The organism is Mycobacterium sp. (assembly GCF_039583805.1).
Lineage (GTDB): Bacteria > Actinomycetota > Actinomycetes > Mycobacteriales > Mycobacteriaceae > Mycobacterium.
The window spans coordinates 6,378-22,738 of record NZ_JAVKSH010000057.1 but is presented as its reverse complement, the minus strand read 5'-3'; the positions used below and the strand labels follow the sequence as shown (position 1 = coordinate 22,738).

19 protein-coding genes are annotated in these 16,361 nt (G+C 69.3%); 9 read left to right on the top strand and 10 right to left on the bottom strand.

What is annotated here, in order from left to right; all coding sequences use genetic code 11:
• Positions 1-48: 48 nt before the first annotated feature.
• The gene (locus ABDW21_RS09640; RefSeq protein WP_343602316.1) at positions 49-531 is read right to left on the bottom strand and encodes an RICIN domain-containing protein; all 483 of its coding nucleotides are present in this window, start codon (positions 529-531) and stop codon (positions 49-51) included.
• 138 nt (positions 532-669) lie between these two features.
• Here ABDW21_RS09640 and ABDW21_RS09635 point away from each other — a divergent pair, with 138 nt between their 5' ends.
• The 4 genes from ABDW21_RS09635 (at position 670) to ABDW21_RS09620 (ending at position 2,111) form a co-directional block, all read left to right on the top strand.
• Positions 670-918, top strand: coding sequence for a type II toxin-antitoxin system VapB family antitoxin (locus ABDW21_RS09635; protein ID WP_343602318.1), 249 nt, complete (start codon positions 670-672; stop codon positions 916-918).
• The gene (locus ABDW21_RS09630) at positions 905-1,333 is read left to right on the top strand and encodes a type II toxin-antitoxin system VapC family toxin (RefSeq protein ID WP_343602320.1); all 429 of its coding nucleotides are present in this window, start codon (positions 905-907) and stop codon (positions 1,331-1,333) included. The genes ABDW21_RS09635 and ABDW21_RS09630 overlap by 14 nt, the downstream gene beginning before the upstream one ends.
• Before the next feature lie 143 nt (positions 1,334-1,476).
• The gene (locus ABDW21_RS09625; protein WP_343602322.1) at positions 1,477-1,695 is read left to right on the top strand and encodes a type II toxin-antitoxin system VapB family antitoxin; all 219 of its coding nucleotides are present in this window, start codon (positions 1,477-1,479) and stop codon (positions 1,693-1,695) included.
• Positions 1,692-2,111 carry a PIN domain nuclease gene (locus tag ABDW21_RS09620; RefSeq protein ID WP_343602326.1) on the top strand — a complete coding sequence of 140 codons (420 nt, stop codon included), beginning with the start codon at positions 1,692-1,694 and terminating at the stop codon, positions 2,109-2,111. The genes ABDW21_RS09625 and ABDW21_RS09620 overlap by 4 nt, the downstream gene beginning before the upstream one ends.
• Positions 2,112-2,141: 30 nt before the next feature.
• On the opposite strand, the gene hsaB is transcribed toward ABDW21_RS09620, so the two are convergent.
• From hsaB to hsaA, 4 genes are read right to left on the bottom strand one after another with little or no spacing between them, the layout of a single operon-like run.
• Entirely contained in the window at positions 2,142-2,708 is a 567-nt protein-coding gene (gene hsaB, locus ABDW21_RS09615; protein ID WP_343602327.1) for a 3-hydroxy-9,10-secoandrosta-1,3,5(10)-triene-9,17-dione monooxygenase reductase subunit, read from the bottom strand.
• A complete protein-coding gene (hsaC, locus tag ABDW21_RS09610; protein WP_343602328.1) occupies positions 2,708-3,613 on the bottom strand; it encodes an iron-dependent extradiol dioxygenase HsaC in 906 nt (301 codons plus the stop codon). Before hsaC ends, hsaB begins: the two co-directional genes overlap by 1 nt.
• Complete coding sequence (gene hsaD / locus ABDW21_RS09605) at positions 3,610-4,485, bottom strand: 4,5:9,10-diseco-3-hydroxy-5,9,17-trioxoandrosta-1(10),2-diene-4-oate hydrolase (RefSeq protein ID WP_343602329.1); 876 nt, start codon at positions 4,483-4,485, stop codon at positions 3,610-3,612. Before hsaD ends, hsaC begins: the two co-directional genes overlap by 4 nt.
• Positions 4,486-4,487: 2 nt before the next feature.
• On the bottom strand, positions 4,488-5,672 hold the full coding sequence (gene hsaA / locus ABDW21_RS09600; RefSeq protein ID WP_343602330.1) for a 3-hydroxy-9,10-secoandrosta-1,3,5(10)-triene-9,17-dione monooxygenase oxygenase subunit: 1,185 nt from the start codon (positions 5,670-5,672) through the stop codon (positions 4,488-4,490).
• Positions 5,673-5,809: 137 nt separating this feature from the next.
• Between hsaA and ABDW21_RS09595 the strand changes: the two genes are divergently transcribed.
• Positions 5,810-6,871: a ferredoxin--NADP reductase gene (locus tag ABDW21_RS09595; protein WP_343602331.1), complete on the top strand. Its 1,062-nt coding sequence runs from the start codon at positions 5,810-5,812 to the stop codon at positions 6,869-6,871.
• Positions 6,872-6,896: 25 nt separating this feature from the next.
• Here the strand turns inward: ABDW21_RS09595 and ABDW21_RS09590 are convergent, their stop codons facing one another.
• A complete protein-coding gene (locus tag ABDW21_RS09590; RefSeq protein WP_343602337.1) occupies positions 6,897-9,002 on the bottom strand; it encodes an acyl-CoA dehydrogenase in 2,106 nt (701 codons plus the stop codon).
• Positions 9,003-9,285: 283 nt separating this feature from the next.
• Here ABDW21_RS09590 and kstR point away from each other — a divergent pair, with 283 nt between their 5' ends.
• The 4 genes from kstR to ABDW21_RS09570 are packed head-to-tail and all read left to right on the top strand — an operon-like array spanning position 9,286 to position 12,819.
• Positions 9,286-9,891 (top strand): cholesterol catabolism transcriptional regulator KstR, encoded by a 606-nt coding sequence (kstR, locus tag ABDW21_RS09585; protein ID WP_343602332.1) that lies wholly within the window; start codon positions 9,286-9,288, stop codon positions 9,889-9,891.
• A gap of 1 nt (position 9,892) precedes the next feature.
• On the top strand, positions 9,893-10,651 hold the full coding sequence (locus tag ABDW21_RS09580) for a 5-oxoprolinase subunit PxpA (RefSeq protein WP_343602333.1): 759 nt from the start codon (positions 9,893-9,895) through the stop codon (positions 10,649-10,651).
• On the top strand, positions 10,651-11,571 hold the full coding sequence (locus ABDW21_RS09575) for an MBL fold metallo-hydrolase (RefSeq protein WP_343602334.1): 921 nt from the start codon (positions 10,651-10,653) through the stop codon (positions 11,569-11,571). The genes ABDW21_RS09580 and ABDW21_RS09575 overlap by 1 nt, the downstream gene beginning before the upstream one ends.
• A 6-nt stretch (positions 11,572-11,577) precedes the next feature.
• Positions 11,578-12,819 (top strand): SLC13 family permease, encoded by a 1,242-nt coding sequence (locus tag ABDW21_RS09570; protein ID WP_343602336.1) that lies wholly within the window; start codon positions 11,578-11,580, stop codon positions 12,817-12,819.
• A 25-nt stretch (positions 12,820-12,844) separates the two neighbouring features.
• Here ABDW21_RS09570 and rlmB read toward each other — a convergent pair whose 3' ends face one another.
• From rlmB to ispD, 4 genes are read right to left on the bottom strand one after another with little or no spacing between them, the layout of a single operon-like run.
• Positions 12,845-13,777 carry a 23S rRNA (guanosine(2251)-2'-O)-methyltransferase RlmB gene (rlmB, locus tag ABDW21_RS09565; RefSeq protein ID WP_343602713.1) on the bottom strand — a complete coding sequence of 311 codons (933 nt, stop codon included), beginning with the start codon at positions 13,775-13,777 and terminating at the stop codon, positions 12,845-12,847.
• Entirely contained in the window at positions 13,778-15,181 is a 1,404-nt protein-coding gene (gene cysS / locus ABDW21_RS09560; RefSeq protein ID WP_343710351.1) for a cysteine--tRNA ligase, read from the bottom strand.
• Between the two features lie 19 nt (positions 15,182-15,200).
• Positions 15,201-15,698, bottom strand: a complete 498-nt coding sequence (gene ispF / locus ABDW21_RS09555; RefSeq protein ID WP_343602709.1) for a 2-C-methyl-D-erythritol 2,4-cyclodiphosphate synthase — start codon at positions 15,696-15,698, stop codon at positions 15,201-15,203.
• Positions 15,695-16,348, bottom strand: coding sequence for a 2-C-methyl-D-erythritol 4-phosphate cytidylyltransferase (ispD, locus tag ABDW21_RS09550; RefSeq protein ID WP_343710353.1), 654 nt, complete (start codon positions 16,346-16,348; stop codon positions 15,695-15,697). Before ispD ends, ispF begins: the two co-directional genes overlap by 4 nt.
• Positions 16,349-16,361: the final 13 nt, after the last annotated feature.

Here is a 16,361-nt window from a genome sequence, read left to right as displayed (position 1 = left end):
GCCGGTCAGCGGCGCGGCCGGTGAGGTGTGCCGATGCGGACACGCCGGTCACGAAACGCTATCCCACTCCTCGTCGGCAACGTTGGCCAAGCACTGGTAGGCGATCACCGCGGTCCCGGGCTGCGCCACGCCGCCGAACACGTTGAGGCAGGGACCCAGAGCGCTGGTGACCGTGCCGTCGGCCTGGTGATCCCAGCGCTCGTTGTTCGCGTTGGCCTGACAGCGCGAGAGCGCCACCGCGGTGTTGTCCGCTGGGCCACTGATGCTCAGGCAATTGCCGGGGAAGGCCACGCTCTCGATCTGACCGGCCGGGGTGAAATCCCAGAGCTGGGATCTGGACCCGTCGCAGGGGTTGACGACCGCCGCAGTGTTTGTCCCGTTCGGGCCGTCGAGACACCAATTGCCCAGCCGGCTCCGCACCTGGACCGGGCCGGCAGCACTGGCCACGCCGGCGCCGAGAAGGGCGGCGCCGAGCAGCACGCCGCCGACGACAAGAGGCCGGCGCACGCCCATCGAACGCGACACGCCCATGTCGGGTCCATCATGACACCGGGACCGCCACCGCCACAGCCGGTTTGACGTAGCCGCCCCGCTTCAGCCGGCAGCACCCAATCCAACCACGTCGCGGCTGTGCATCATGATGTATCTAGCTGATGTTATGATGCCACAGTGCGCACGACGGTCAACATCGACGACCACCTGCTCGCCGAGGCGAAGGTTCTGGCGGTGAAAACATCGCGATCGCTCGGCGCGGTGATCGACGACGCATTGCGGGCGGTCCTGCAGCACCAGACCGACCACACGCGTCGTCGGGAGTTTCGGCTCCCGACGCATGGGGCCGGCGGGTTGCAGCCCGGCGTGGACTTGGAGGACAAGGAGGCCCTCGCCGAACTGATGGGCGAGAATGCTGCTCCTTGACGTGAACGTGTGCGTGCACGCGATCCGCCACGACAGCGCCGACCACCAGGCCTACCGCACGTGGGTTGAAGGCGTCCTCACCGGCGACGAACCCGTCGCGATGAGCGACCTCGTGCTATCGGGCGTCATTCGACTGATCACCAACCATCGGATCTTTCGACAGCCGAGTTCGACGGCTGAGGCACTCGACGCCTGCCGCGCACTGCGCTCCGCCCCGGCGGCCATTCCGTTACGACCGGGCCAACGACACTGGGAAATCTTCGATTCGCTGTGCACCGGGGTCGGGGCAAAGGCCAACACCGTTCCAGACGCCTACCATGCCGCGCTTGCGATCGAAAACGGTGCGACGTGGGTGACCACCGACCGCGCATTCGCCCGGTTCCCGGGCCTGCGCTGGCGGGGCCCCTTCGACTGAGACAGGGCTCCCCGAGTTGCCGCACGAGGACCCCGGGCGGGTCGCCACGACGCTGCTGACGTTGCTCCGGTTGGCCTCACGCCGGCAACCGTATATGCCGGTATCAGCTCTACGTGTGCATATCGACTGGGTACGCTTTATATATGGCACGCACGGTTGTAGATGTCGATGACGATGCTCTCGCTGCTGCGGCACAGGTGCTCAAGACATCCACCAAGAAAGACACGATCAACGCGGCGCTGCGGGAAATCGCGCAGCGAGATATCCGTGCGCGAATGCTCGATCGGTTCGCCGACGACCCCGACTACTGGGCCGGGCAGCAGCAAGCTCGGGAACGAACCTGGCGACGAGAGCCCGAATGAGTCCCGTCTACCTGGCGGACACCTCGGTGTGGCACTGGGCGCGTCATCCGGTCGCACGAGCGGCGCTGCACGCCGAGATCGATCGTGGCACAGTCGCCACCTGCGCGATCATCGACGCGGAACTGATCGTCTCCGCGCGAAGCGAACGCGAAGCCCTGGAGATGAGCGACGAACGGCGTGCCCTGCAATGGCTGCCGAGTCCCGACGAGATCTGGGATCGCGCCCTGGCGAATCAGCTCGCCCTTGTCCGACACTCAAAGCACCGGTCGGTGAAACTGCCGGATCTGATTATCGCCGCAGTCGCACACCGGCACGACGCCACCGTGCTGCACTACGACCACGATTACGACGTGATCTCGACAACGACCAACCAACCGACCCGCTGGCTCGTGACGCCGGGATCGCTTGCGCCGTAGCGGCTTTCCTGATTTCGGTGCGGCGCCCTACTACAGCCAGGTGTCCCGGGTGGTCGTCGTCAGAAACGCCTCGAGGTCGTCGCGCCACTGCGCAGGTGTGGTCTTGTCCGGTTCGATGCCAGTGTAGTCGCCGCGGTAGAACAACAGCGGCCGCGGCTTGACCAGAGCCGGCTCGGACAGCGACTGCACCGCCCCGAACACCACGAAATGGTCTCCGCCGTCGTGCACCGACGCCACCGTGCAGTCGATATGGGCCAGCGAACCGTCGATCATCGGTAAGCCCAACGGCGAGGGATGCCAGTCGATCCCGGCGAACTTGTCGGCTTCCGTCGAACCGAACCGCGCGCAGACGTCCTTTTGCCTCTCAGTCAGCACGTTGACGCAGAACTTCCCGCAGGCCTCGATCGCCTGCCAGGACCTCGACACCTTGGTGGGGCAGAACAGCACCAGCGGCGGGTCCAGCGACAGCGCCGCGAACGACTGGCAGGCGAAGCCGGCCGGGACGCCGTCGCGCACCGTGGTGATGATGGTGATCCCGGTGCAGAACTGACCCAGCACGTTGCGAAACGCGCGCGGGTCGATCGGCGCGGCAGTCATTACTGTGCGCGGGCACCGACCGTGAAGTCGTGACCCCACAGGCTCACCGCGGTGCTCTCCCGGGCGATCCAGCTATGGTCGTCGACTTGCCTTCCTTCGCAACCGAATTCGACGTCGAACCCGCCCGGCGTCTTCATGTAGAACGACAACATCAAGTCGTTGACGTGGCGGCCCAGCGTGGCCGACATCGGCACCTTGCGGCGCAACGCCCGGTCCAGGCACAGCCCCACGTCGTCGGCGTTTTCGACCTCGACCATCAGGTGCACGATGCCGCTCGGCGTCGGCATCGGCAGAAACGCCAGGCTGTGATGACGCGGGTTGCAGCCGAAGAACCGCAGCCAGGCCGGCGGGCCGTCGGCGGGCCGGCCGACCAGCTGCGGCGGCAGCCGCATCGAGTCACGCAACGTGAAACCCATTACGTCGCGGTAGAAGTGCAACGCCTCGGCGTCGTCGCGGGTGCACAGCACCACGTGGCCCAAGCCCTGATCCCCGGTGACGAACGTGTGGCCGTACGGGCTGACCACCCGACGGTGCTCCAGCGCGGCACCGTGGAACACCTCCAGACTGTTGCCGGACGGGTCGTGGAACTGGATCATCTCGTCGACCCGCCGATCGGCCAGCTCCCCGGCGGTGGCTTCCTTGTACGGGGTGCCCTCCACGTCGAGCCGATGCCGGATCTCCTGCAGGCCTTCGGCGTTCGCGCATTCCCAGCCGGCCGCCGACAGCCGGTCGTGCGTACCGGGCACGATCACCAGCCGGGCCGGAAAGTCGTCCATCCGCAGATACAGCGCCCCGTCGGTGGCGCCCTTGCCTTCCACCATGCCCAGGACTTTCAGGCCGTACTCCCGCCACGCCGCCACATCGGTGGCCTCGATGCGCAGATAGCCCAGCGACCGGATGCTCATCGTCCACCTCCCAGGAAGTCGACTGCCAGCTTGTTGAACTCGTCGAACTTCTCCACCTGTGCCCAGTGTCCACATTGCCCGAAAACGTGCAGCTGAGCACGCGGAATGGTCTTCACGGCGACCAGCGCGCCGTCCAGCGGGTTGACCCGGTCCTCGCGGCCCCAGATCAGCAACACCGGCTGACGCAGCCGATAGCATTCGCGCCACATCATGCCGGCCTCGAAATCAAGCCCGGAGAACGACTTTCCCATCGCCATCGTCGCGGCCAGCGATTCCGGCGTGCTGGCCAATGCGAACCGTGCGTCCACCAACTCCGGTGTGATGAGGCTGCGGTCGTAGACCATGACTTTGAGGAACGCCTCGAGGTTCTGCCGGGTGGGCTCGACAGCGAACTTGTTGAGCCGCTTGACGCCCTCGGTCGGGTCGGGGGAGAACAGGTTGATGCTGAGCCCGCCCGGGCCCATCAGCACCAGCCGGCCGGCCCGGTCCGGGTGATCCAACGCGAAGCGGACGGCGGTGCCCCCACCCAGTGAATTGCCGATCAGCGGCGCGCGCTCGATGCCGAGCTGATCGAACAGCGCCTTCAGAGCTGTTGCGGCGTAACGGTTGAACTGCGGATGCTCGGTGCGTTTGTCGGAGTGGCCGTAACCGGGCTGGTCGACGGCCAGCACGTGGAAGTGCTGGGCCAGCGCACCGATGTTGCGGGCGAAGTTCGTCCAACTCGACGCGCCGGGACCGCCGCCGTGCAGCAGCACCACCGTCTGCGGATTGCCCACCCCGGCCTCGTGGTAGTGCAGCCGCAACGGGCCCTCGACGTCGACGTGCGCGTACCGCGAGGTGGCTTCGAAGGTCAACTCTTCGAGCGCCGTCATTCTCACACCATGGTGTCGCCGGGCGGCAACCCGAACTCGTGGTTGCCGAAGATCACATACGCCCGCTCCGGGTCGTTGGCGGCGTGCACCCGGCCGGCGTGCGCGTCGCGCCAAAACCGTTGAATTGGAGCGTCATCGGCCAGCGCGGTGGCACCGGACGCCTCGAAGAGCCGGTCGACCGAGGCGATCGCCCGCCCGGTGGCGCGCACCTGGTCGCGCCGCGCACGGGCACGCAGCTCGAACGGAATCTCCTTGCCCGCGGCCAACAACGCGTACTCGTCGCTGACGTTGCCGATCAACTGCCGCCAGGCCGCGTCGATGTCGCTGGCGGCCTCGGCGATCCGGACCTTGGCGAACGGGTCGTCCCTGGCCTTCTCGCCGGCGAAGGCCGCGCGCACCCGCTTGCCCTGATGCTCCACGTGCGCGGCGTAGGCGCCGTATGCCATCCCCACAATCGGAGCCGAGATTGTCGTGGGATGCATTGTGCCCCAGGGCATCTTGTACACCGGTGCGGTGTTGGTGGCCAGCCCGCCGGCGGTCTGGTCGTTCATCGACTTGTACGACAAGAACCTGTGCCGCGGCACGAACACGTCCTTGGCCACGACGAGGTTGCTGCCGGTGCCGCGCAGACCGACCACATGCCAGACGTCGTCGATACGGTAGTCGGCGCGCGGGATCAAAAAGCTGCCGAAGTCCACCGGCCGGCCGTCCTTGATGACCGGCCCGCCCAGAAAGCACCAGGTGGCGTGATCGCAGCCCGACGACCAGTTCCACGAGCCGTTGACCAGGTAACCGCCGTCCACCGCAACCCCGGCACCCATCGGTGCGTACGACGACGAGACGCGCACCGTCGGGTCCTCGCCCCACACGTCCTCCTGGGCCTGCTGGTCGAATAGCGCCAGGTGCCAGTTGTGCACGCCGATGATCGAGCTCACCCAGCCGGTCGAGCCGCACGCGCTGGCCAGGCGGCGAACCGCCTCGTAGAACAGTGCCGGATCGCATTGCAGGCCGCCCCACTGCTCGGGCTGCAGCAGCGTGAAGAAGCCGACCTCGTCCAGCGCCTTGACGGTCTCGTCGGGGAGCCGCCGCAGATCCTCGGTGGCCTGCGCGCGCTCGGCGACTTCCGGAAGCAAGTCGTCGATGCCGGCCAGGACCGCCTGCGCGTCACGCTGTTGAATGGACGTCACGTCATCGCCTTCCCGTCGTGGCCTTCCCGTCGTGCGTGGCTTAGCAAGAGACTAGAACACGTTACGATTTGTGTCGAGTGACGTGTTCCTGCGGCTGGTAGCGATAGCCAGCTGGTTTTCTGTAACATGTTCTAGTTATGACGGACGCAGTACCGGACGAGCCGCTCGGCCGCCACGTCCTGGAGCTGGAGGTCGCCGACGTCATCTCCGAGACCGACGAGGCGCGCTCGCTGGTGTTCCGGGTGCCCGGCGGCGCCGACATCCCGGCCGACCGACTGCGATATGCGCCCGGGCAGTTCCTGACCCTGCGCATCCCCAGCGACCGCACCGGTTCGGTGGCGCGCTGCTACTCGTTGTGCAGCTCGCCGTTCACCGACGACGCGCTCACCGTCACCGTCAAACGGGACGGCTACGCCTCGAACTGGCTCTGCGAGCACGCCCACCCCGGGATGCGGATCCACGTGCTGGCCCCGTCGGGCACCTTCGTGCCCGAGACCCTCGACGACGACTTCCTGCTGATGGCCGCGGGCAGCGGGATCACCCCGATCATGTCGATCTGCAAGTCGGCGCTGTCGCAGGGTGCCGGGCAGGTGGCGCTGATCTATGCCAACCGCGACGAGCGGTCGGTGATCTTCGGTGACGCACTGCGTGAGCTGGCCGCCAAATACCCCGACAGGCTGACGGTGGTGCACTGGCTGGAGTCGCTGCAGGGCCTGCCCAGCGCCGCCGCGCTGGCGCAACTTGCCGCGCCGAACACCGGCCGGCCGGTGTTCATCTGCGGGCCCGGCCCGTTCATGGCCGCGGCGCGGGAGGCCCTGGACACCCTCAAAGTGCCTGCGTCGCAAGTCCATATCGAAGTGTTCACCTCGCTGGCCAGCGATCCGTTCGCCGCGGTGACGATCGACGACACCGGCCAGGAGCCGCCGGCCACCGCCGTCGTCCGACTCGACGGGCAGACCCACACCGTGCCGTGGCCGCGCAGCGCCAAACTGCTCGACGTGCTGCTCGACGCCGGCCTGGACGCGCCGTTCTCCTGCCGGGAAGGTCACTGCGGCGCCTGCGCCTGCACGCTGCGCAGCGGCCAGGTGACCATGGCCGTCAACGACGTCCTCGAGCAGCAGGACCTCGACGACGGCCTCATCCTGGCCTGCCAGTCCCGTCCGCAGACCGATTCGGTCGAGGTCAGCTACGACGACTGACCGCGTCGGTGCGCCGACGAGGCGCTCATCGCGGCAGGCCGAGCAGCCGTTCGGCGGCCAGGGTGAGCAGGATCTGCTCGGTGCCGCCCGCGATCGTCAGGCACCGGGTGTTGAGGAAGTCGTAGACCGCCGGATCCTCGACGATCCCGGAGCCGTCGGTCAGCTCCATCCGGAATTCGGCCAGGGCCTGCCGGTAGCGGACCCCGATGAGTTTGCGCACACTGGAATCCGCGCCCGGGTCCCGGCCGCCGACGGCCAGCGCGGCGATCCGCTGGTCGAGCAGCGAACCGGCCTGGGCGACGAGGATCAACCCGGCCAACCGGTCCTGCTGGGCAGCGTCCAGGTCGACGTCGGCGGCCTCCTGGAGCAGCTCTTCCATCGGGTTGCCCAGCGCCGTGCCGACGGCCATCGCGACCCGTTCGTTGGCCAGCGTGGTGCGGGCCAGCCGCCAGCCGTCGTTCACCGCGCCGACCACCATCTCGTCGGGCACGAACACACCGTCCAGGAAAACCTCGTTGAACAGCGCGGCGCCGGTGATCTCACGCAGCGGACGGATCAGGATGCCGGGCGAGCTCATGTCGACCAGGAAGTAGGTGATGCCTTGGTGTTTCGCGGCGTGTGGATCCGTGCGGGCCAGGCACACCCCCCACTGCGCCTTGTGCGCCGACGACGTCCACACCTTCTGCCCGGTCAGCGACCAGCCGCCATCGACCCGCTCCGCCCTGGTGCGCAGCGACGCCAGGTCCGAGCCGGCTTCCGGTTCGGAAAAAAGCTGGCACCAAAAGATCTCGCCGCGCAACGTGGCCGGCACGAACCGCTGCACCTGGCCCGGCGTGCCGTGCTCGAGGATCGTCGGCGCGGCCCACCAACCGACCACCAGGTCCGGCCGGGCCACACCCGCCGCCGACAGCTCCTGATCGATGAGCAACTGCTCGGCCGGTCCGGCGCCGCGGCCGTACGGCGGCGCCCAATGCGGCGCCAACAGCCCCGCCTGCGCCAGCGCCACCTGACGCTCGGCCACGGGCAGGGCGGCGATGTCGGCCACCGCTGCGGCGATCTGCGGCCGCAGATCGGCGACGCCGCCCAGGTCGACGCCCAGCCGGCGCCGCACACCGGCCTGGGTCAACGCGACGGTGCGGCGCAGCCAGCGCGCCGAGCCGCCCAGGAATTGTCCGATGCCGTACGCCCGACGCAGATACAGATGCGCGTCGTGCTCCCAGGTGATGCCGATACCGCCCAGCACCTGGATGCAGTCCTTGACGTTGGCCTTGGCGGCCTCGACCCCGATGCCGGCGGCGATGGCTGCCGCGAGGGACAGCTGGCGGGGGTCCGGGTCGGCGGCGGCGCGCGCGGCGTCGGCGGCGGCCACCGCGGCCTGCTGCGCCCGGCACAGCATCTCCGCGCAGATGTGCTTGACCGCCTGGAAGCTGCCGATCGGCTTGCCGAACTGCTGACGCACTTTCGCATAGGCCACGGCGGTGTCCAGCGCCCAGCGGGCGAGTCCGGCCGCTTCGGCGGCCAGCAGGGTGGCGGCCAGGTCCTCGACCGGCTGGTCGGTGAGCACCGTGGCCGGCGCCGACGTCAGCACCACGCGCGCCAGCGGCCGCGAGAAGTCGGTGGCGCGCAGCGGCTCGACGACCACACCCCCGGCGGCGGCGTCGACCAGCAGCCAGCTGCCCCCGGCCGGCACCAGCAGCAAGCTGTCCGCCGTCGCACCCAGGACCCACGGCAGGACGCCCGAGGCGCGGGAGGTCGCGGCGTCGACGCTCACCTGGCCGGTCAACGCCACCCCGGTGACGCGTTCGCCGGACACCAGCAGTTCGCGCGGCCCCGGGTCGCAGACCACCAGGGCGGCCAGCGCGGTCGTCGCCACCGGGCCCGGTACCAGGGCGTGCGCGGCCTCGTCGAGCATGGCGCACAAGTCCTCGGCACTGCCGCCGGCTCCCCCGCAATCCTCCGGCACGGCGACGCCGAACAGCCCCAGGCCCGCCAGGCCGTCGAACACCGGTCGCCACGCGTCGGCCATGCCCTGCTCGATGTCGCGGATGGCGGCGCCGGCACCGGCACCGGCGGCCCAATCGCGCACCAACTCCCGAGCCGCGAACTGTTCATCGGTGATGGTGGCCGGCACGATCGACTCCTGGTTCGACATGAAGAGCGCGTTGTCACGCACTAGAACGTGTTCTAATAGTGCCAGCGATCTACCGTCAAGTCGAACGCCATCACACCAGGACATCCCGGTGTTCCGGCCGCACGGAGGTAGGAAACTCGCGCTCGGCGTGCGTATCGTTTCGAGCGGGAACGAGAGAGTAGGAGCTGTCCGCCAGATGTCCCCTCAGATACCGGGGCCAGGGAGAACCAACTCTCGACGGGACCCGGGCGACTCCGGTGCGCAGCCCCGCGAGGTGATCAACGTGGCGGTGCTGGCGGAGTCCGAGCTGGGATCGGAGGCGCAGCGCGAGCGCCGCAAGCGCATCCTCGACGCCACCATGGCGATCGCCTCCAAGGGCGGTTACGAGGCGGTTCAGATGCGCGCGGTGGCCGATCGGGCCGACGTGGCGGTCGGCACGCTGTACCGGTATTTCCCGTCGAAGGTGCATCTGCTGGTCTCGGCGCTGGGGCGGGAGTTCGAACGCATCGACGCGAAAACCGACCGGTCCACGGTGACCGGCGCAACGCCGTTTCAACGGCTGAGCTCCATGGTCGGCAAACTCAATCGGGCGATGCAGCGCAACCCGCTGCTGACCGAGGCCATGACACGCGCGTACGTGTTCGCCGACGCCTCGGCGGCCGGCGAGGTCGATCACGTCGAGAAGCTCATCGACTCGATGTTCGCCCGGGCCATGGCCGACGGCGAACCGAATGAGGACCAGTACCACATCGCCCGGGTGATCTCCAACGTCTGGTTGTCCAACCTGCTGGCCTGGCTCACCCGACGGGCGTCGGCCACCGACGTCAGCAAGCGGCTGGACCTGGCGGTGCGGCTGCTGATCGGTGACGCGCAGGACGCGAAGCCCTGACGTGGTCGCGGTCGACATCAACGCCGACCTGGGCGAGGGCTTCGGTGTCTGGCGGCTCGGTGACGACGACGCCATGCTCGGCATCGTCACCAGTGCCAACATCGCGTGCGGCTTTCACGCGGGCGATCCTGCCGGCCTGTTACGCGTGTGCCGCGCGGCCGCCGAGCGGGATGTGCGGATCGGCGCGCAGGTGGGCTACGGCGACCTGGCCGGGTTCGGCCGACGTTTCATCGACGTCGCCCCCGAGGACCTGTTCGCCGACGTCGTCTACCAGATCGGTGCGCTGCAGGGCCTGGCAGGAGCTGCCGGGTCGACGGTGTCCTACGTCAAACCCCATGGCGCACTGTACAATACGATCGTCACGAATCGGCAGCAGGCGGCTGCTGTCGCGGAGGCCCTTCGTGCCGTCGATGCCGGGCTGCCGGTGCTCGGACTGGCGGGCTCGGTGTTCTTCGACGAGGCCGCGCGGCGGGGACTGCGCACCGTTGCGGAGGCGTTCGCCGACCGCGCCTACCGGCCGGACGGGCAGCTGGTGCCCCGCCGGGATCCCGCTGCGGTACTGCATGATCCAGCGGCCGCTGCCGAGCGGGCGGCCACCATGGTGAGGTCGCGTTCGGTCACGGCCGTCGACGGGTCGACAGTTGCGCTCAGCGTGGAATCGATTTGCGTACATGGCGATTCACCGAATGCGGTGCAGATCGCTTCAGCCGTGCGGGATCGGTTGGAAGCAGACGGCGTCGACGTGCGGGCGTTCGTCTGATGCGGCTCAAATTCGGTCGTCCCGACATCACCAGCTACGCCGATCGATTCACCATGCCCGCCGCGAAACACGATGCGCCGCTGGCGGTCACGTGGCTGGGGGTGTCGACACTGCTTCTCGACGACGGCTCGTCGGCGGTGCTCACCGACGGCTATTTCTCCCGGCCCGGCGTGACGCGGGTGGCGCTGGGCAAGGTGGCGCCGTCCCCGGGGCGCGTGGACGGCTGCCTGGCCCGGGCCAAGGTGCGGCGACTGGACGCCGTCATCCCGCTCCACACACACCTCGACCATGCACTCGATTCCGCGCTGGTGGCCGACCGTACCGGCGCGCTGCTGGTGGGCGGCACGTCGGCGGCCAACATCGGCCGCGGCTACGGACTGCCCGAAGGCCGCATCGTCGTCGCGACATCCGGTGAGCCAATCATGTTGGGTGCGTTCGAGATTACCCTGGTACAGTCCCGGCACTGCCCGCCAGACCGGTTCCCCGGCGACATCACCGCGCCCGTCGTGCCACCGGTGAAGGCGTCGGCGTACCGCTGCGGGGACGCCTGGTCGACGCTGGTGTATCACCGGCCGTCGGGCCGGCGGATGCTGATCCAGGGCAGCGCCGGTTTCGTTCCGGGCGCGCTGGCCGGCCGGCGCGCCGAGGTCGCCTACCTCGGGGTGGGTCAGCTCGGGCTGCTGGCGGAGTCCTACCTCGTGGACTACTGGACGGAGACCGTGCGCGCCGTGGGGGCCCGCACGGTGGTGCCGATCCATTGGGACGACTTCTTCCGTCCGCTGTCAAAACCGCCGCGGGCCAACCTTTATGGCGTCGACGACCTGGATGCCTCGATGCACGTCCTGGACAAGCTCGCCACACAGGACGGCGTCGCAGTGCAGATGCCGACGGTATGGCGGCGCGAAGACCCCTGGACCTGAACACCCTTGTCCCTGCTTCTGGCGCTGCTGCTGCTTGCGGTGGTCCTCGGGTTCGCGGTCGCCCGTCCGCAAGGCTGGCCTGAGGCATTTGCCGCCGTCCCGGCGGTGGTCATTTTGATTGGGGTAGGGGCGATTTCGATGCACGACGCGGTCGCCCAAGTGGCCCAGCTGGTGCCCGTGGTGGCGTTGCTGGGGCCGGTGCTGGTGCTGGGCAAGATGTGCGACGACGAAGGGCTGTTCGAGGCGGCCGGGGCGGCGATGGCACGCGGCCGGCTCGAGGCCAAACGCCTGCTGAGGAAGGTGTTCGTCATCACCGCCGCCATCACCGCCGTGTTGAGCCTGGACGCGGCGGTGGTGCTGCTGACACCGGTGGTGCTGGCCACGGTCCGGCGGCTCCGGGCACCGGTGCGACCACACGCGTATGCCAGTGCACATCTGGCCAATGCCGCCTCGCTGCTGTTGCCGGTGTCCAATCTGACCAACCTGCTCGCCTTCCACCTCGCGGACCTGTCGTTCACCAGATTCGCGGTGGTGATGACGCTGCCGTGGCTGGCCGCAATCAGCGCCGTCTACCTGATCTTCCGCTGGTTTTTCGCGCGCGATCTCAGCTACGCACCCGTCCGCCGGGAAATCGGGGCGCCGGCCCGCCCGCCGGTGTTCGTCCTGGCGGTCGTGGCGCTGACGCTGGCGGGGTTCGCGCTGGCTGAGGCGGCCGACGTGACCCCGGCCTGGGCCGCGTTGGCCGGCGCGACGGTGCTGGCGCTACGCAGCCTGGTCCGCCGGCACACCTCGGTGGCCGAGATCGTGCACGCGGTGAACGTGCCGTTCCTGGTGTTCGTGTTGGCGCTGGGCGTGGTGGTGCAGGCCGTCATGGTCAACGGGCTCGCCGGCGGGATGCGCGCGGTACTGCCGTCCGGCACCAGCCTGCCCGCGCTGCTGGGTGTCGCCGGGGTGGCCGCGCTGCTGGCCAACGTCGTCAACAACCTGCCCGCGACGCTCGTGCTGCTGCCGCTGGCCGCGACCGGCGGGCCGCCGGCGATCCTGGCGGTGTTGATCGGCGTCAACATCGGACCGAACCTGACCTACGTCGGGTCGTTGTCCAACCTGCTGTGGCGTCGGGTGCTGCGCCGCAATGACGTCGCGGTCAGCGTCGGCGAATTCACCCGCCTCGGGCTGTGCACCGTGCCGGCCGCCCTGACCGCAGCAGTCGTGGCACTGTGGGCCAGTATGCGGCTGATCGGTCTGTAGCGACGGCGGCGGGCCGGCGCGTGGCTCAACGCCTTCGCTGACGGGCGATGTCGGCGAGCACCACACCGGCGGCCACCGAGGCGTTCAGCGATTCGAACTCACCCGCCATCGGGATCGACACGACAGCGTCGCAGGTCTGCCGCACCAGCCGCGACAGGCCTTTGCCTTCGGATCCGACCACCACGACGGTCGGGCCGGTGCCGTCGAGGTCATCGAGCGCAGTGTCGCCGCCCGCGTCCAGCCCCACGAGCTGCACGCCACTGTCGGCCCAATGCTTCAGCGTCCTGGTGAGATTGACCGCCCGCGCGACGGGAATCCGGGCTGCCGCGCCGGCGCTCGTGCGCCACGCCACCGCCGTCACCGCGGCGGACCGGCGCTGCGGTATCACCACGCCGTGGCCGGCGAAGGCCGCCACCGAGCGCACGATCGCACCCAGGTTGCGAGGATCGGAGATGTTGTCCAACGCGACCAGCAGCGCGGGCGGGTCAGCCATAGCGGCCGCGAGAACGTCGTCGGGGTGGGCGTACCGGTACGGCGGCACCTGCAGCGCGATGCCCTGGTGCAGTCCGTTGGTGGTCATCCGATCCAGGTCTGCGCGTGGCACCTCGAGGATGGCGATACCTGAATCTGCTGCGCGCGTTACGGATTCGGTGAAACGCTCATCGGCCTGGGCGCCGAGCGCGACGTAGAGTGCCGTCGCCGGCACGCCGGCACGCAGACATTCCAGCACCGGGTTGCGGCCCAGCACCGTCTCGGGGTCGTCGGCGGGACGGCGGGCCGGGCGCTGCGGCTGCGCCCTGCGCCTTTTGGCGGCCGGATGGTTGGGGCGCAGGTGCGCAGGCGGCGTCGCCCCGCGGCCCTCCAGCCCGCGGCTGCGTTGCCCGCCCGAGCCGACCGTCGCGCCCTTCTTGGTGCCGGGTTTGCGCACCGCCCCGCGGCGCTGCGAATTGCCCGGCATCTACCCGGTCCCTCTCAACGACCACTGCGGGCCGTCGGCGGTGTCGGTGACCTCGATACCGGCGTCCTTGAGCCGGTCGCGGATCTCGTCGGCGAGTTGCCAGTCGCGCTGTTCGCGCGCCCTTTGGCGGCGCTGAAGCTCGGCACGCACGAGCACGTCGACGGCGGCCATCGCAGCCAGGGTCTCGTCGTGGGATTCCCAGCGTTCGTCGAGCGGATCGCAGCCCAGGATGCCCATCATCGCGCGGAGCGAGGTCGCGCGGTCCAGGGCGCCGTCGTGGTCGCCCGCATCCAGCGCCCGGTTTCCCTCGGCCCGAGCGTGGTGCACCTCGGCCAGCGCCACCGGCACCGCCAAGTCGTCGTCGAGAGCCGCGGCGAACCGCGGCGTCGGCTGCCCGGGAGCGACGGCGCCGACCCGGCTGCGGACCCGATGCAGGAAGTCTTCGAGACCGAGGTACGCCTTGACGGCGTCGGCCAGTGCGGCGTCGGAGAACTCCAGCATCGAGCGGTAGTGCGCGCTGCCCAGGTAGTAACGCAGTTCGGCGGGACGCACCCGCTGCAGCATCGCCGGAATGGCCAGCACGTTGCCCAGCGATTTGCTCATCTTCTCGCCGCCCATGGTCACCCAGCCGTTGTGCAGCCAGTAGCGGGCGAACCCGTCGCCGGCCGCCCGGCTCTGGGCAATCTCGTTCTCGTGGTGCGGGAACACCAAATCCATCCCACCACAATGGATGTCGAACTCCGGACCCAGGTATGTGCGAGCCATCGCCGAGCATTCCACATGCCAGCCGGGGCGCCCGCGGCCCCACGGCGTGGGCCATGACGGCTCGCCGGGCTTGGCGCCCTTCCACAGCGTGAAGTCACGCTGGTCACGTTTGCCGGTGGCCGCGCCCTCGCCCTGGTGCACGTCGTCGATCCGGTGGCCGGACAGCCGGCCGTAGTCGGGGTAGCTGAGCACATCGAAATACACGTCGCCACAGCCGGTATAGGCGTGGCCGGTGGCGATCAGGCGTTCGATCAATTCGATCATCTGGGTGATGTGCCCGGTGGCGCGGGGCTCGGCCGACGGCGGCAAGACACCGAGGGCGTCGTAGGCGGCGGTGAACGCGCGCTCGTAGGTGGCCGCCCACTCCCACCACGGCCGGTCCGCGGCGGCGGCCTTGGTGAGGATCTTGTCGTCGATGTCGGTGACGTTGCGGACGAAAACCACGTCATCACCGCGCGCCGTCAGCCAGCGGCGCAGGATGTCGAACGCGACCCCGCTGCGGACGTGCCCGATGTGCGGCAGGCCTTGCACGGTGGCCCCGCACAGGTACACGGAGACGTGCCCGGGCCGCAACGGAACGAAATCGCGCACGGCGCCGGCCGCCGTGTCATAGAGCCGCAGCGGGCCGCGATCGGTCACGACGTGCCAGCTTACCGGGCTATTCCGGATCGATTACCGGATGCCCGCCGACCACCAACGCCGTCGCGACGGCAGCCAAGCCTTCGCCCCGGCCGGTCAGCCCCAGCCCGTCGGTGGTGGTCGCCGACACCGAGACCGGCGCGCCCAGCAACCCTGACAACAACTCCTGGGCCTCGGCGCGGCGCGGGCCGACCTTGGGCCGGTTGCCGATGACCTGCACGGCCGCGTTGCCGACGCGATAGCCGTGGCGCGATGTCAGGGCTACGACGTGGCGCAGCATGTCGGCGCCGCTCACCGTGTCCCAGCGCGGGTCGTCGACGCCGAACACACCGCCGATGTCGCCCAGCCCGGCTGCCGACAGCAGCGCGTCGCACAGGGCATGTGCGGCGACGTCGCCGTCGGAGTGCCCGGCGCAACCGTCGACACCGGGAAACAGCAGGCCCAACAACCAGCACGGACGGCCCGGCTGGATCGCATGCACGTCGGCGCCCAGGCCGATCCGCGGCAACTCGTTCACGTCGCCACGATCGCATGGGCCAGTAGCAGATCCAGCGGAGTGGTGATCTTGAAGGCCAGCGGGTCGCCGTCGACAACCTGAACCTGACCGCCGAGGTGCTCGACCAGCGACGCGTCGTCGGTGACGTCGGCGGCCGCGACGCTCTGATAGGCGCGCAGCAGCAGCTCAGCGGCGAAACCCTGGGGAGTTTGTACCGCGCGCAGACCGGCCCGCTCCGGCGTCCCGAGCACCGCCCCGTTGGCGTCGACGGCCTTGATGGTGTCGGGCACCGGGAGCACCGGCACCACCGCCGAATGCCCGGCCCGCAGCGCCTCGACGACGCGCACCACCAGCCCCGGCGGTGTCAGCGCCCGCGCCGCGTCGTGCACCAGCACAAACTCCGGGTCGTCGGCGCCGCTGCAGGCCGCCAGCGCCAGGCTCACCGAGTCCGCGCGGCTGGAACCGCCGGCCACGACGGTCGCTGCGTGGCCGAGAATCAACGTGGCTTGATCGGTCCGGTCGGCCGGCACCGCCACCACGACACGATCAACGACGCCGGACTCGAGCAAGCCGGTAACGGCCCATTCCACCAGCGTGCGGCCGTCGAGATCGACAAACGCCTTCGGGACGCCGGCGGCCAACCGTTCCCCCGACCCGGCGGCGGGAACCACCGCGACAGTGCCG

Excerpts from the sequence above, each read along its gene's own strand:
- ABDW21_RS09640 (WP_343602316.1), bottom strand. The coding sequence starts at position 531 with ATGGGCGTGTCGCGTTCGATGGGCGTGCGCCGGCCTCTTGTCGTCGGC.
- ABDW21_RS09630 (WP_343602320.1), top strand. The coding sequence starts at position 905 with ATGCTGCTCCTTGACGTGAACGTGTGCGTGCACGCGATCCGCCACGAC.
- ABDW21_RS09625 (WP_343602322.1), top strand. The coding sequence starts at position 1,477 with ATGGCACGCACGGTTGTAGATGTCGATGACGATGCTCTCGCTGCTGCG.
- ABDW21_RS09620 (WP_343602326.1), top strand. The coding sequence starts at position 1,692 with ATGAGTCCCGTCTACCTGGCGGACACCTCGGTGTGGCACTGGGCGCGT.
- hsaB (WP_343602327.1), bottom strand. The coding sequence starts at position 2,708 with ATGACTGCCGCGCCGATCGACCCGCGCGCGTTTCGCAACGTGCTGGGT.
- hsaC (WP_343602328.1), bottom strand. The coding sequence starts at position 3,613 with ATGAGCATCCGGTCGCTGGGCTATCTGCGCATCGAGGCCACCGATGTG.
- hsaD (WP_343602329.1), bottom strand. The coding sequence starts at position 4,485 with ATGACGGCGCTCGAAGAGTTGACCTTCGAAGCCACCTCGCGGTACGCG.
- ABDW21_RS09595 (WP_343602331.1), top strand. The coding sequence starts at position 5,810 with ATGACGGACGCAGTACCGGACGAGCCGCTCGGCCGCCACGTCCTGGAG.
- ABDW21_RS09575 (WP_343602334.1), top strand. The coding sequence starts at position 10,651 with ATGCGGCTCAAATTCGGTCGTCCCGACATCACCAGCTACGCCGATCGA.
- rlmB (WP_343602713.1), bottom strand. The coding sequence starts at position 13,777 with ATGCCGGGCAATTCGCAGCGCCGCGGGGCGGTGCGCAAACCCGGCACC.